This is a genomic window from Mesorhizobium sp. B2-4-14 (assembly GCF_006442155.1).
In the GTDB taxonomy this organism is placed as follows: domain Bacteria; phylum Pseudomonadota; class Alphaproteobacteria; order Rhizobiales; family Rhizobiaceae; genus Mesorhizobium.
Genome location: NZ_VFVA01000029.1, coordinates 12,606 through 25,222 on the forward strand (window position 1 = coordinate 12,606; position 12,617 = coordinate 25,222).

The 12,617-nt window shown below is 58.5% G+C and carries 19 protein-coding genes and 1 tRNA gene; 7 read left to right on the forward strand and 13 right to left on the reverse strand.

The genetic code is table 11. From position 1 onward, the window contains the following. Positions 1 to 26 precede the first annotated feature (26 nt). The 4 genes from FJ938_RS21980 to FJ938_RS29705 form a co-directional block, all read right to left on the reverse strand. Positions 27 to 707, reverse strand: coding sequence for a thermonuclease family protein (locus tag FJ938_RS21980; protein ID WP_246673453.1), 681 nt, complete (start codon positions 705 to 707; stop codon positions 27 to 29). 157 nt (positions 708 to 864) lie between these two features. Further along, positions 865 to 1,926 (reverse strand): hypothetical protein, encoded by a 1,062-nt coding sequence (locus FJ938_RS21985; protein ID WP_140697370.1) that lies wholly within the window; start codon positions 1,924 to 1,926, stop codon positions 865 to 867. Positions 1,927 to 1,978: 52 nt separating this feature from the next. Further along, positions 1,979 to 2,281 carry a hypothetical protein gene (locus tag FJ938_RS21990; protein ID WP_140697373.1) on the reverse strand — a complete coding sequence of 101 codons (303 nt, stop codon included), beginning with the start codon at positions 2,279 to 2,281 and terminating at the stop codon, positions 1,979 to 1,981. Further along, positions 2,278 to 2,616, reverse strand: a complete 339-nt coding sequence (locus tag FJ938_RS29705; protein WP_210243422.1) for a hypothetical protein — start codon at positions 2,614 to 2,616, stop codon at positions 2,278 to 2,280. Before FJ938_RS29705 ends, FJ938_RS21990 begins: the two co-directional genes overlap by 4 nt. A 130-nt stretch (positions 2,617 to 2,746) precedes the next feature. Here FJ938_RS29705 and FJ938_RS22000 point away from each other — a divergent pair, with 130 nt between their 5' ends. The 7 genes from FJ938_RS22000 (at position 2,747) to FJ938_RS22040 (ending at position 7,729) form a co-directional block, all read left to right on the forward strand. After that, positions 2,747 to 3,019, forward strand: coding sequence for a hypothetical protein (locus tag FJ938_RS22000; protein ID WP_140697376.1), 273 nt, complete (start codon positions 2,747 to 2,749; stop codon positions 3,017 to 3,019). A gap of 45 nt (positions 3,020 to 3,064) precedes the next feature. After that, positions 3,065 to 3,490 carry a hypothetical protein gene (locus FJ938_RS22005; RefSeq protein ID WP_140697378.1) on the forward strand — a complete coding sequence of 142 codons (426 nt, stop codon included), beginning with the start codon at positions 3,065 to 3,067 and terminating at the stop codon, positions 3,488 to 3,490. 630 nt (positions 3,491 to 4,120) lie between these two features. Continuing rightward, positions 4,121 to 4,612 carry a hypothetical protein gene (locus FJ938_RS22020; protein WP_246673456.1) on the forward strand — a complete coding sequence of 164 codons (492 nt, stop codon included), beginning with the start codon at positions 4,121 to 4,123 and terminating at the stop codon, positions 4,610 to 4,612. Positions 4,613 to 4,738: 126 nt separating this feature from the next. Further along, positions 4,739 to 5,302: an ATP-binding protein gene (locus FJ938_RS22025; protein WP_140697382.1), complete on the forward strand. Its 564-nt coding sequence runs from the start codon at positions 4,739 to 4,741 to the stop codon at positions 5,300 to 5,302. A gap of 4 nt (positions 5,303 to 5,306) precedes the next feature. Further along, entirely contained in the window at positions 5,307 to 5,984 is a 678-nt protein-coding gene (locus FJ938_RS22030) for a hypothetical protein (RefSeq protein ID WP_140697384.1), read from the forward strand. A gap of 557 nt (positions 5,985 to 6,541) precedes the next feature. Further along, positions 6,542 to 7,027, forward strand: a complete 486-nt coding sequence (locus FJ938_RS22035; RefSeq protein WP_140697386.1) for a hypothetical protein — start codon at positions 6,542 to 6,544, stop codon at positions 7,025 to 7,027. 78 nt (positions 7,028 to 7,105) lie between these two features. Beyond that, complete coding sequence (locus FJ938_RS22040; protein ID WP_140697388.1) at positions 7,106 to 7,729, forward strand: recombinase family protein; 624 nt, start codon at positions 7,106 to 7,108, stop codon at positions 7,727 to 7,729. On the opposite strand, the gene FJ938_RS22045 is transcribed toward FJ938_RS22040, so the two are convergent. The 9 genes from FJ938_RS22045 to FJ938_RS22085 form a co-directional block, all read right to left on the reverse strand. Further along, positions 7,656 to 8,147, reverse strand: a complete 492-nt coding sequence (locus tag FJ938_RS22045; RefSeq protein WP_140697390.1) for a hypothetical protein — start codon at positions 8,145 to 8,147, stop codon at positions 7,656 to 7,658. The two genes, FJ938_RS22040 and FJ938_RS22045, sit on opposite strands and share 74 nt — an antisense overlap. A 49-nt stretch (positions 8,148 to 8,196) precedes the next feature. Continuing rightward, a complete protein-coding gene (locus FJ938_RS22050) occupies positions 8,197 to 8,538 on the reverse strand; it encodes a hypothetical protein (RefSeq protein ID WP_140697392.1) in 342 nt (113 codons plus the stop codon). A gap of 242 nt (positions 8,539 to 8,780) precedes the next feature. Then, a complete protein-coding gene (locus FJ938_RS22055; RefSeq protein ID WP_140697395.1) occupies positions 8,781 to 10,193 on the reverse strand; it encodes a virulence-associated E family protein in 1,413 nt (470 codons plus the stop codon). Further along, the gene (locus FJ938_RS22060) at positions 10,178 to 10,417 is read right to left on the reverse strand and encodes a hypothetical protein (protein WP_140697398.1); all 240 of its coding nucleotides are present in this window, start codon (positions 10,415 to 10,417) and stop codon (positions 10,178 to 10,180) included. Before FJ938_RS22060 ends, FJ938_RS22055 begins: the two co-directional genes overlap by 16 nt. Further along, on the reverse strand, positions 10,417 to 10,629 hold the full coding sequence (locus tag FJ938_RS22065) for a hypothetical protein (protein WP_140697400.1): 213 nt from the start codon (positions 10,627 to 10,629) through the stop codon (positions 10,417 to 10,419). Before FJ938_RS22065 ends, FJ938_RS22060 begins: the two co-directional genes overlap by 1 nt. Positions 10,630 to 10,738: 109 nt before the next feature. Beyond that, positions 10,739 to 11,167, reverse strand: coding sequence for a hypothetical protein (locus FJ938_RS22070; RefSeq protein ID WP_140697403.1), 429 nt, complete (start codon positions 11,165 to 11,167; stop codon positions 10,739 to 10,741). Between the two features lie 4 nt (positions 11,168 to 11,171). Continuing rightward, on the reverse strand, positions 11,172 to 11,450 hold the full coding sequence (locus FJ938_RS22075; protein WP_140697405.1) for a hypothetical protein: 279 nt from the start codon (positions 11,448 to 11,450) through the stop codon (positions 11,172 to 11,174). 12 nt (positions 11,451 to 11,462) lie between these two features. Further along, on the reverse strand, positions 11,463 to 11,660 hold the full coding sequence (locus FJ938_RS22080; protein ID WP_140697408.1) for an AlpA family transcriptional regulator: 198 nt from the start codon (positions 11,658 to 11,660) through the stop codon (positions 11,463 to 11,465). A gap of 591 nt (positions 11,661 to 12,251) precedes the next feature. Continuing rightward, positions 12,252 to 12,341: transfer RNA gene (locus tag FJ938_RS22085), tRNA-Ser, on the reverse strand. Positions 12,342 to 12,617: the final 276 nt, after the last annotated feature.

A 12,617-nucleotide genomic window follows, 5' to 3' on the forward strand; every position in this document is an offset into this window, starting at 1 on the left:
CTTTGGAGGCGCGGTGACCGGTCTAATCAGCAAAGCGTTTCGCAAGCCACTCCGTCGCCATCGCGATCCAGCTTGCGGCCCCAGGAGCAGTTGTGCAGGTACCATTGCGCCTCGTCGCATGAGCTGATTTGCGAGCAGTACCTCCGCGGCTGACAGGAATAGCTTTGCGCGACCTGTGGGCGGCTCATAATGCCGAGCGGCTGGCTTGAGGGCGCGGCGTTGTCAGCATGGTCCACTCGCCAATCCCACGGCGCCTCAAACGCTCCGACCCACAGCCCGACCTTTGCCGCCTCCGCCTTCGCTTGCAGGGACACATAAGCTCCGTGGCTGTACCTCGGCCAATCGAGGGCCTGACCATGCTCGACCATCCATCCGGCAACGCTGGCCCCATCTGCCCGTGTACAGTCGCCGATAAAGCGTCCGTAGCGGTCCCACGTGACGAACCTGCACTGGACCGGTTTGGAGGCAGCTAGGAACTTGTCCAGTGCCTCAGCCGACCGACGCCCGCAAGGATATTCGAAGCCCTTGGCATCGTTGCAGTACTGCTTGCTCTCCGGCGCGTCGATCCCATTGAAGCGAATACGCTGCCCGTGGACCTCGATCGTGTCGCCATCGATGACGGAGGCGACGCCCGTGATCGGCTTCGGCTGCTTCGATCTGATTAAGTTCGGCAGATTGACCTCCCGCAAGCCGTCGCTGTACTTCATCGCAGTCAACACGGCTAAAGCACCGGCCGCTGCGATTGTCACGAAGCTCAGACGTCGCGGGACGCTCGCCCATCGGAGCGAGCGCGATCGCTTTGGGCTGCGACGACGCCACTGGTCAGACCGATTGTCGTGCCGAGACCTGTCCACGTTCCCTAGCTCAAAGTTTTTTGGCCGCTTCGACATTTTGCTGATCAAGGATTCGAGCAAACTTCTCGTCCAGTGGCTTGAGAGTGTGCTTGAGATCGAAAACTGTGTTTCGCGATCCAAAATGCTTCAGGGTGATTTGGCTGGATGGACTGGTCCACACGTAAACGTCGTTATCGAATTTTCCGCCAGCTTGATTTTGCCAAACCTCGACGGTGTGCTGCGGCTCTCCGTAGGCCTTTACCATCACAGGAACCAATACCCCAGCCATGTCCGCAGGCCCGGAGGTCTGAATCCAAAACAGCCTCGGCGTCAAGCTGTCGTCTGGAAGGAAATAGAACTCGGTTGAAACCATCGTGTCGGCCAACCCTAGCCCGGCGTCGAAGACCATCGAGGTATCTGAGTCCGTGAAAAAAAAGGCGCATTTGATCATCCCAGACTTCTGGAAAACGTCGCTGAATAGCTGCGCCGTTTCGTAGCCACTGTCCTTGGATCTCGCTTCATCCGAACAAACAGAAAATGCACCCGCATCCTTGTCTTTGTCGGGAAACGGTGTCCTTTTGAACTCCTGCAGGCTCATCCCCAGTTTGAAGTCGCGACGGGCGAAGGCGTCAGGCCAAGGGTTAGGGGGGACCTGCTGCGCTGCAGGGCTGGGCTTTACGCGACCTGTCTTTGTTGCCTCGACGGCAATCGGTGCGCTGACCGTTCCAGTTGATCCAGAAGCACTCACCGTTGCGCCGAGCGCGTCGAAGTCGAGCAATGCCTGCGATTGCGCTTTCGCGATGCAATCGACGTCGCTTCCGCAGGCAGAGCGTTTCCTAAGAAACGATTTCGCTGTTGCGACCGCCGCTTTCCGGTTTAGCTGCTTCGCTTGACCGAACGCTGCCGTAGTGAGTTTGTCATTCTCAGCCAATTGATCGTTGCTGCAGATGGTCACCTCGTCGGCCTTCCCTGCGGTAACGCAATCGAAACTGGGAGAGGTTGTTTGCGCATGAGCGGCGGTTACCTCGACGATGCCGAGCGAGGCAGCTATAAGGTAAGATGCTAACAGACTTGTCGTTCTTATACTGATCATCAATAGCCCTTAGCGGTTAGTCGCTGTGCTCCTAGCGTCGACGGCGCTTGCGCTAGCACCCTGAAATTCCCAATTCCCGCGCCGCAGCGCATCTCATAGCAACACCGGTTCCGTTCATTGAAAAGACCCTAAAGGTCTCTTCGTTGTTGCACATCGCGGTGATCGTGCCATCGCCAAGCCGCCGTGCGTCGACAACCAGAGGGCAGGCATCTGACGGAAAGTTGTCTTGAATGATCTGTTGCGCGATCTCGGCCGGCTCACCGTTAGGAGCGCGGCTGAACTGAGCGTGGGCCAGAGACGACGTCGTCAGCGCAGTTACCATGATGGCGACAACCCTTGTAGTCGTGGCGTTCACATTGCCCCTCCTGGACGGCTCTCTGCCGAACGGCCGCCGCACCGCGAACCGTCTGCAGCCACACTGTCGTCGGTGGGGCAACGGCCTGCGTATCCGCCGCCGCCACCGGGACCGGACTTGTAGCGCTGGATGACGATTACGCTGCGCGCGCCGTCCCCCTCGATGTGGGTGTTGTTGCTATTTGGATTGAACGGATCGACCGTCTGCAAAAGCCGGTTTGTGTTGTTGGCGTCCCCTGACGCCAGCGTCATTGTGTCGTAGTTGTTGAGATAGTCGGCAGCACAGCCCGAGAGGAGGGCCGCAGCCGGTGCGGCAAAATACAAACGCCAATGCATAAAGGTATCCCCCGACACCGAATGCCATAATGCACCATTTGCTTTTTATTGTCGATTCTTTGTTGGGCAGCTTGCGAATCTCGCCGCACTAAGGAAAGTTGGCAACGGGTTAGGGATTCTTGGGGGAATCATGAAGCGATTTGTCTTGACCGGCGCTGCTTTCGTTTGTTTTGTAGGCTGTGCCACGCCACCGGATAAAATAGCAGGGTTTCCCAATGCTGGTCCCTGTACACAAGCTGACCGAGAGCGCTTGGCTGTTTTGACCAATCAACAGAATAAGGCTGCGACCGGCGACGCTCTTGGGGTGTTCCTGATTGGTGTTCCGGTGTCTTCATTGTCGGGCGGCGATCACGAAACCGAAATTGCCGTTCTCAAGGGACGTTGCGGACCGCCAAAGACCTAAGAGAACGGTGGGGCGTTGTTTTGGCAGTCGGTGGCGAGTAGGCAAATGCGAATAGTGGTCGCGGTATCAATTGGGACGATTAGTTTGGTGTTGGCAGCGGCGAGCGCACAAGCCCAAGACCTCGCTTTATTACTGTTCGACGGCGCAACAGGAACCAAGTTTGCCGGCTGCCTTAACTGCGGTCGGTACGATGATGTTGCGGTATGCAATAAGTACGGCGATTTTGGCTCAAAGTACTCAGATAATAGTATCTGGAACAAATACGGACAGTTCGGCTCGAAATACGAAACCAATAGCCCTTGGAACGCGTATGGAGAAGGGTTACGGGTAGTTGACAAGGATGGACATTATTATGGTCGTTTCACGCTATCAGTAGCGGAGCAATCCAAGATCGGTTTGATCCAATCACTTCTGGGAGCTTATCAAAAGACTGACGACCTCGACAGCTTGCGCGATTTGTTATGTGAATAATGCAGTACGCATTGCCGCCCACGTCGCTTCCTTCGTCCAACCGGCATGGAACTGGCAAATAGGCGTTAGCAAGAAGCCATTCGGAAAGGACCGTTTTAATCAGATCGGTTCGCGAAATGGCCATCTCGCCAGCGATCGCTTTCAACGCGCGTCGGCGGTTCGCCGGTCCAGGTCGATTCCCTCGATATTCCGCAGCATGAGCGCGGCGCGCCGGAGCATCACTTACAGATCGCCCCGCGATGCGTCCGCGATATGATCGGGCCGCGCTTTCCAGTTCCTGCACGAATTGATGGCGGGAAATAGCCGCGCCCCTTATTTGCGGAGTTCGTGGGCGAGGGCGTTAAGCGCCTTAGTCATAACGGCAACGGCCTCAAGGTTGATCGCGATTTCGACGTCCTCGCCAAGCGTCTGCAGGGTCAGAACGCCGACCTTAGTCTCCCCGTCATCCATCATTCCGATTGAAACGCCAGTTGGCATATGGGGTGGTTGTCTCAACATCTCTGCGATCCTTCCGAGGCTCCGATGTCGCTTGGATACACCAGTGAACAAAATAGGAACGAAAATGTCAAGCTGCCATTGACCGGCTAGGAATTTGTTCCCTATTCAAAGGCATCGGCGGATGGAAATGGAATGGCGGGTGCCCCGGCGCTCGACGGCGAAGCTATGGCAAAAACTCCGGAAGACAATTTTCGGATCGAGGTGTGGGACCGCGAAGAGAAGGAGCGGGCCGAAACGATCTGCCGCTCGCCCGATTTCTTCATCAGCCAAGCCGCTTGGCACTCTGCCATTCGGCGTAGGCCGGGGATGCTTCTGATCCATCGCAATGCCAATCATACGATGGAAAAGCTGCTCACGCCGGGGGAACCGACCGTGCCGCCCGAGACCATTGTGGACGGCAGCATTCACGCCGGCCTGGACGTTGCGCTTGGCGATTTACGGAGTTGGCACACGCTTCGCGCCTGGTGCAAGAACTGCTCCCACCATGCCCCGGTGAAGCCTGAGGCGCTCATTCGACGGTACGGGAAGGGGGCGCTGTTTAGCTCCGTGGAGCGGGCGCTGTTTTGCACCAATTGCGACCGAGGAGGGCCGGTGAGGTTGGAGATTTTGTCCATGCAGAGGTGAGGGCTTGTCGCGCTCAGGGTGGGAAGGCGGATCATGCGAAATGAACAGACAGAAGTACTTATGGCAACTTCGCTCTTGACGGAATTGGACCAATAAACCCAATAGAGGGTTTGGGAGGGCGGCGGCATGACTGCTGAAGAACTCGAAGCGCTGCTTGCGGGTGCTGAGGAAACGGATCGGCTCGAATTCAAGGGGCCGATGTCTTGGAACAAGCATACACTGGCCAAGGACATACTTGCTTTGGCCAACGTCCAAGATGGCGGGACCATCGTCATTGGCATTGAAGACGAGACACTGGTGCGTCAGGGAGTTACAGTCGAGCAGTCGGATACATATGTTGCTGATCATATGCGCGACCAGATTGCAGAATATGCGGACCCGGAAGTCAGGTTCTCGGTGCGCAAGCCAACTGATCACAATGGCCTCCGGTATGTCGTTATCCAGGTGGCGCCATTCGAGACCTTACCGGTGATCTGCAAAAAGGACGGCCGAGATGTTGAAAAGGGCTCGGTCTACTTCCGCAGTCCCGCCGCCAAACCTCAAAGCGCCCGGATTTCAAACTCCACGGATATGCGGCGCGTAATTGAGCGCTCAGTGGCAAAGAGATGGGCGGAGCTGCAACAGATAGGTTTGGCAGCCGCCCCTGCCGGGCCTGCACATGACTATGACCAAGAGCTCGGGGGGCTTTAGAGGAATGGACGCGGCGCTGCTGGAAGACATCAAAGGGGCGGGATATTGGCGGGTTAATCTCCGACCACTTTCCGTACTTGGCGAAAAGCTCTCCATTCAAAAGTGTCGAGACACTGTTTCGGCCAGCAGTGTCCAACTGCGAGGGTGGGATTACCCGCACATACAACACGGAAACGATCAATACGGCGGCGTCGAAAACGGCGATGGCTTTTTCGAATCGTGGACAAGCTTTTTGAATCATCGCGAGTTCTGGCGGATGTACCAGAGTGGGCAATTCCTTCACTATGCTTCAATGTGGGAGGATCGAGATGACTCTGTCGATACCGCCCGACCATTCCTCTCCATCACGGGTACAATCTATTTCTTCACCGAGATCGTCGAATTCACCAGCCGATTGGCTAACGGACTGCAATTCAAGGACGGCTTTGCGATTTCGATTGAGGCGCACCACACTCGTACTAGGCGGCTTTGGGTCGGGCCAAATCGAATGCCATTTTTTGCGCCAAAAACAACTGCTGCCGAAAATGTGGCAGTTGATGCTAAAATGACGGTAGATGGAGCTCAGAGCTCGCAGCAAGTTGCGCTGGCCATGTGCAAAGAATTCTTTGACCGATTTGGTTGGAACCCAGCCGACGATCAAATTCAGGCGGATCAAATCCGGCTGTTAAAACAACAGTTTTAGCCTCCGCACCATCCAATCAGTGCCCTGCGAGAACGGAGAGCGGCTGAGCACGGCGCGCCATAAATTTTGCACAAAATTTGCGAGGGCCCAGGTTAGGGGGACCCCGCCGCCGGCACCAGCGAAAGCCACCCCCGCCACTCGCTCGTAAAGAGGGGGGTGGGTTCGAGTTCAAGAGCCATACGCACTGATTCGCCCGCATTGGCCGCGTGGTGGGCGCGGGCGTTGCCCCGGTCATGTGGCCGTGCGATGGCATGAACGCGCGTCCACGGCCCGCCCACGGCCACGGCGCACATGGTCGCCCGACACGCCATCGGCCACGATCCGCGCCACGCCCGAAGCGCCATTGCCCAGGCCTCCGCACCGTTCAAAAAACCCCTCCGCATTCGCCGTTCCGCGAGCCCGGATTTCCGGGCATTTCCGCAGCCCAATTTTGCGTTCAAAAACCATTTGTTTTTCGCACATTCGCGCTTGACTGCCGTACACCAGCGGAGCGACATTCATCGAGCAAATTCAGACACTTAACGCGGCCAAGCCGCACTTTCCAACGGAGACAAACCATGCAAGTCACCCGCACTTTTTCGCATCGCGAGTTCGGCCACCTGGGCGAAGCCACTTTGGCCGTTGAAAAGGGCAAATGGACGCTCGACGGCCAAGCACTTCCAGACGCCTCGGTTGAGTACCTTATGGGTTTCGCCCTCCAATCCCTGCAGGACGCATACGCGGGCGCGAAGAGCAAGGAAGCGGCCAGCGCTGCTTTCGACACTAAGCGCAAACGGCTGATCGAGGGCGTGATCGGTCGCCCGGCTGGCCAGACGGAGGAGCCGCACGTTCGGTTCATCCGTCAGATGGTCCGCAATGCCCTCAGCCCCGACAACAAGGCCCGCTACGAGTCCACCGACGCGAAGGCGCGGAGCAAGTTCCTCATGGGCCTTTTCACGGGCCTTCCCAACGCGAAGCGTGACCGTCTCGACGCGCAGGCGCGGACTGCCTACGAGGCATCGCTCGCCGCGAAGGCCGCGACCGAGTTCGAACTGACCATCTAGGCATCGCTAACGTTCTGCTGGGCGGCTCGCGAAAGCGCGCCGTCTAGTTGAATGCTAGGCCATCGAAAGGGTGAACCCATGCGCGCCGCACTCTATCTCCGCGTATCCACCGACCAGCAAACCACCGACCGGCAGGAGCGTGAACTCCGCGAAGTGGCCCAGCGAACGGGCTGGGCGATTGTCGAGGTCTATCGTGACCATGGTATTAGCGGCGCAAGCGCCAGGCGCCCCGCTTTCGATGCACTCTGTAAAGATGCCGCGCGCCGTCGCTTCGATGTCGTGATGGCGTGGAGCGTTGACCGGCTGGGCCGTTCGCTTCAGGGCCTTGTCGCCTTCCTTTCCGACCTCCACGCCCTCCGCGTTGACCTATTCCTTCATCAGCAGGGCATCGACACGACCACCCCTGCCGGCAAGGCCATGTTTCAGATGATGGGCGTGTTCGCTGAATTCGAGCGGGCGATGATCAGCGAGCGTGTGAAATCGGGACTCAATTCGGCTCGGGCGAAGGGCAAAAAGCTAGGCCGTCCCCGCGTCTCGAAGGCGACAGAGGAGGCGATTGCCCGCGACCACGGAAGCGTCCGCGCCTTGGCGGCAAAGCATCGCGTGAGCGTCGGCACTGTGCAGCGGATCAAGTCCGAATTGCCGGAAGCACCGATTGAACCCACGTCAGGAACTCAGGGACGTTGGCCAGGCCAGCTTTAATGGCTTCGAGGGTAAGGGCCTTGGTGGCTTCGGCGGGCAGGGCTTTGATCTGCTCAACGAGTTTCGACCGAACACTTGGCGACGCATCGGATTTGTCGACGCGATCAATCAGCAGCGCCTTAACTGTGTCCTCATGAAAGCGGATTGTTACCACTCCGAGGATCGCGGATAGCCCCCCGTCGTCGGCTAGGAAGTCCATCCCCTTCGCGGTAATCCGTGACCCCGCAGCGTGAGCCTTTGAACCGATCTCGCGGGACCATGTTGCGTCCACCAAGTCGTGTTCGCAGAGATACTGCAAATTCGCGAAAAACTTGGCCCGGTCCACGCTCTCAATGTGTGGAAAGTTCCGGAGTTGCTCCGGATATACGTCTGCCATCGCGCGCAGCATTGTCAGTTGAAGATCACGATCAAGAATCACTTCGCCCTCCCAGGTTCCTCCTCGCGGACCAGCTTATCACCGAGGCCCGTCAATTCATCACCTTCCTTTTCGCCTCTGCCCTCAGCCTCGCCTCCTCCAGCCGCCGGCCAACGCCCTCCATCGGATCGGCTCCGCGTATCGTTCCAGGCGAAACGCGTTTTGCCTCGACCTTGCGGAGCAACTCAAGGCTCTTCAATTGCAGGCCCACGTCGGACTTGGGGTCTTCGGCCACGCCAATCAAAAACCGGCAGCACAGTTCGAAGACTTCCGGAGGCGCTTCATACTCGACGATGGCGCGAGCCGCAGCGACAGATTGCGGCACAGGCACCTCGGGCGATGTCATGATGTCCAAGAGCCTGCGCAAAGACGCCGAGAGTTCGGGTTCAGTCATTTCCTGCTCCATCGGGGCGGTTTGTTACCGTAGTGTAGCCGTGCGAATGCGGGTGACGGCTACTAAATAGTCGTGGTCTTTCAACGGTTTGGCAATTTGTTACCGTAGTTACCGTAGTTACCGATGAAAAAACGGGATGGGGGGATGTAACAGTATTACATGGGTAAAGGTCTAGCCGCACAACGGTAACAACGGCTACACGGTAACAACGGCCCGATCCCCAAAAGCCATATCCATCCCGCTCATTCATCCACCGGCCTCACATAACCCTTCTCCAGCGCGCCCCTGAACCGGAACGGCTTCGGCCCCTCCCATCCCAGCGCCCTCATGCACTCCGCCAGCCGCAGTGTGTCGCGCCGCGTTGCCGAGGCAAACTCGATCCCCAAGCACTCCTTGAAGATGGCACGGGTCGGAATGCGCAATTCGTCGCCTGAGCGTTCCGCCGCCTTGGGCAGGCCCACCTCCAAAATTTCTTGCCAAGGGTCCCCCGCCACTCGCTCAGCCTGCCGTTCTGCCGCCACCGACCACAGCCCCTCGGGAATGGTGAGCGGGTCCGGTGCATCTGGCTCCGCCGCACCGGCCTCGGCCCAAAGCTGGGGCATGTCCTCCGCCAGCCCCTTCAGATCAATCTTGCCCACCGTCACCGGCCAGAACCTCCGGTTCCCGGTCCCATCGCGGAGATACTGAGAGTCGTTCGTCGTGCCGATGAAGATGCACCGGCGGGGCAAGTTCTCCACCGAGCGCCCGAACGCCGGTCGCCCTCGGTCGAACTGCTTCGACACGAACTGCTTCACGCCCCTGATGTCGGCATTCCGCAGGCCCGCCAACTCCGGAAGTTCAACTATCCACCGGCCCTGTAGAAGTTCCTGTTGCTCCTTATACGAAACCCCGATGGCGATCTCGTCGCTGAAAAAGTCCTCGCCCCCGGCCATAATCTTCAGCGCCGTCGACTTCCCGCGCCCTTGCGGACCTTCCAGCACCAATACGTAGTCGAACTTCGACCCAGGCTTCCGCACCCTGCGAACCCCCGCGATCAAGACGGTTCGTCCAAACGCCCGGTTTAGCTCGTTGTCCTCGGCCCCGAGGTACACGCTCAACCAGCGGTCAATCCTCGGCTCGCCATCCCACGACTGAGCGTTGATGTAGTCGAGAACCGGATTGAACGCATTCTCCCGCGCAAGGATGCGGATCGCATCGAAGGCGTGCTTGTCTCCGGGGTCGAACTCGAATTTCTTGATAACGGCGCGCCGCACATGCACCACAAGCTCGTCTAGGGTCACGCCGAGATTGACGTCCAGGCCATCGGGGATCACCCGCTGCCGGAACAGATCGAACCGGAAGACAACTGCTGGAAGCTCTCGAATTGCCCGCTCTGCGTTATCCAGCGAAGGGACGATACCTGAGGGATTGTGGACCCGGCTCAGTTCTGAGGTCGCATCGGTCTTGGCCGGAACGGGGGCGGAGGGCTGCTGCTTTCTCGTCAGATTTTTCGCGAACATTTCCACCAGCGGCCCGATGCCGGTCGGCTTCTCCTGCTCGCGCTCAAACGCCTCCCACTCCGCCTCGACCTCCGGCGATAGCGCCGCCATGTCTTCCGCCGTCAGCGGCCCCACCACTTCGAACTCGAAGGTCTCCGCTTTCATCGCTTCGAGCACTGGCTTAGCCTCCTCTTTTCCATTTCAAGCATCACGCCCAAGCCCTGCAGCAGCAGTTCCCGCGCCCGTGCCGTCTTCGGCAACGGAATGGTCTCCACCAGTTCCAGCGCCTCGAAAATCGCTTCCCACGCTGTGACAAACGCAGGATCGACTGAGGGATCGGTCGGCCTCCGCCGCTCGGGCCGCTTCGCCCGCACCTTTTCGAGCGAGATCACGACGCCCATCACCGCCCCTCACGGCGAAGCCGCCGACGCCTTTCCTCGCGGGCAATGGCACCCAGCAATTCGGCATGGACGGCGAGCAGCCGCTGAACCTTCGCCGGGTCTGCACCACCACCAATTTTGCGGATCGCCGAAGAAAGCTGCTGGTCTGCCTCGGTGAGCTTATCCTCGGAGCGCACAGGCGCCCCCACTCTGCTCAATTTAAGTGTGCCCATTTCCGACTCCTTCAGGTCGCCAACACGATGAATAAAATTACGATCACGGAAAACGCGAACGCCCCGCGAGCGACCAGATCGGCGATCATTGCGCGGGGCGTTTGCATCTTCATACCAACAGAAGAGGTTCCGGCTCCGGTACCCGAATTGGCACCAAGAGCGCCTCGACATCCACGCCGCGCCGTTCCAGTTCCCGCAGGTATTTGTCTCTCAATTTGACCAGCGCCACCTCAACCTCGGGCGGAATGCCGCCAAGGGCCTCAAGTGTGTCGAGGGTGCGGGCCAGCCGGTCGGGCCATGGCATCTTGGCCAACTCGTCCTGCCAGACTTTCCAGTGCCTAGAAACCAAGTCCCGAAACAGGGGCGAGACACCGGGCCACTTCCTTGAGAAGATAGCCAAGGTGACGAGCACGGCGCTGAGGGTGTTGGGGCGCAGATGCGCGATGATCTGCTCCCCTAGGTCATCCGTTCCCGTAGAGCCGAAACGGAGTTGGCTCACGATGATGCGAACCTTACGAAGGGTATGACCGTAGGCCATCCCCTCACCTCCCGGCCTGCTCGATCAGCCCGATCAGATACGCGCGCGTCTCGCCATCCTCGCCCGCCAAGGCGATGAGGATGTGCGGCGCACCGTCGGCTTTAATCCGCTGCTGCGCTTCTTGCACGGATTGATGCAGGGCCATATCGCGCTTGTGAGCTTCCTGTATCTCCGTTCGCCACGGCTCGTTTGCGAACGGTATAACGCCGCCGCCCGACGGCTTGGCCTCGTGGTAGTATTTGTCACCCTGCGTAAGGATGGTGTGAGAGGTTTGATCAGCCATTTTTCGGATCTCCTAAGCTGCCGAGTTGCGGTTCGCGAGGCAGCGCTCCTGCCATTCTGTGATTTCATCCGTGTCCCAGGCGACAGCCTTCGGCCCGATGCGGATCGGAAGGGGGAAGGTCCCGGCTTTCATCACCTCGTACAAGCTCGACGGGCTCAGGCCGGTCAGCCGCAGCACGTCGGGCCGCCTGAGGAAGGTTCTTGTGGTCATGGTATATTTCTCCACTTCTTTACTATTGGATCGAAACGACTTGTTCGATTTCGTAAATATACCATGGGGCATGCGAAACACCAACGAACCGGATGCGTGTATTCGTGCCCATGTGATCCGATAATTTGCCCATGGTTGTATCAGTCGATCACGCACTTGTGATCAAAAGCCATACCTTAATGCTGGCTTCTATTTGTTCAACAGGGCTGGGCGGCAAATATTAAGCCACGCTCAATCCGCCCTGAAGGAGTCGTAGGACGCCAGCACTGCAGGGAGTCGGATGCGACGCCAGCCCAGAAGGCCCTGCGGCGTCCTGCGATTGAAACAGGGTTGAGGGAGTCCTGTTGGGGCGGCGCCCCTGGGGGGGTAAACCTAAATCAAAAGCTTGATATGGCTATTGCGCGGCGCGCAAAGACCATACCCCATGGATCGCGAAAACCGGCCAAGGAGTCTTGCGATTAAAAACCCTCGAAGGGAATCCTATCTAGCCCGTGCGGATAATCAGGATAACCGGGCAAATCATCGAACATGGGGTAGAAATGTGGTTAGGACTTTTATGAAGCACCTAAGGCATTGATTTTATTATATATTTGGCGGAGAGGGAGGGATTCGAACCCCCGATGGGCTTGCACCCATGCCGCATTTCGAGTGCGGTGCATTCGACCACTCTGCCACCTCTCCGCGGTCATGGTCGGCCGTTGCCGGCGCGGCGCACTAGATAACGGCTGATCGGGCAGGTTACAAGGCCAAATCCACCAGTTATTTGGCTTGCCGGACAGGCATGGGTTCAAGGTGGTGTCGGCCGCTCATCGGCTGATGCGGCACAGGCGGTCCTGGCCGCCATCGCCGTCGTCACCGGTTTCTGCGGAGGCGCGGTGGCCTCGCCGTTGTTTTCGCTGGAGAAGCTTGCCACGGCGGCAGGGCGATAACGGCCATAACAGCGGCTGTTTGCCTTGA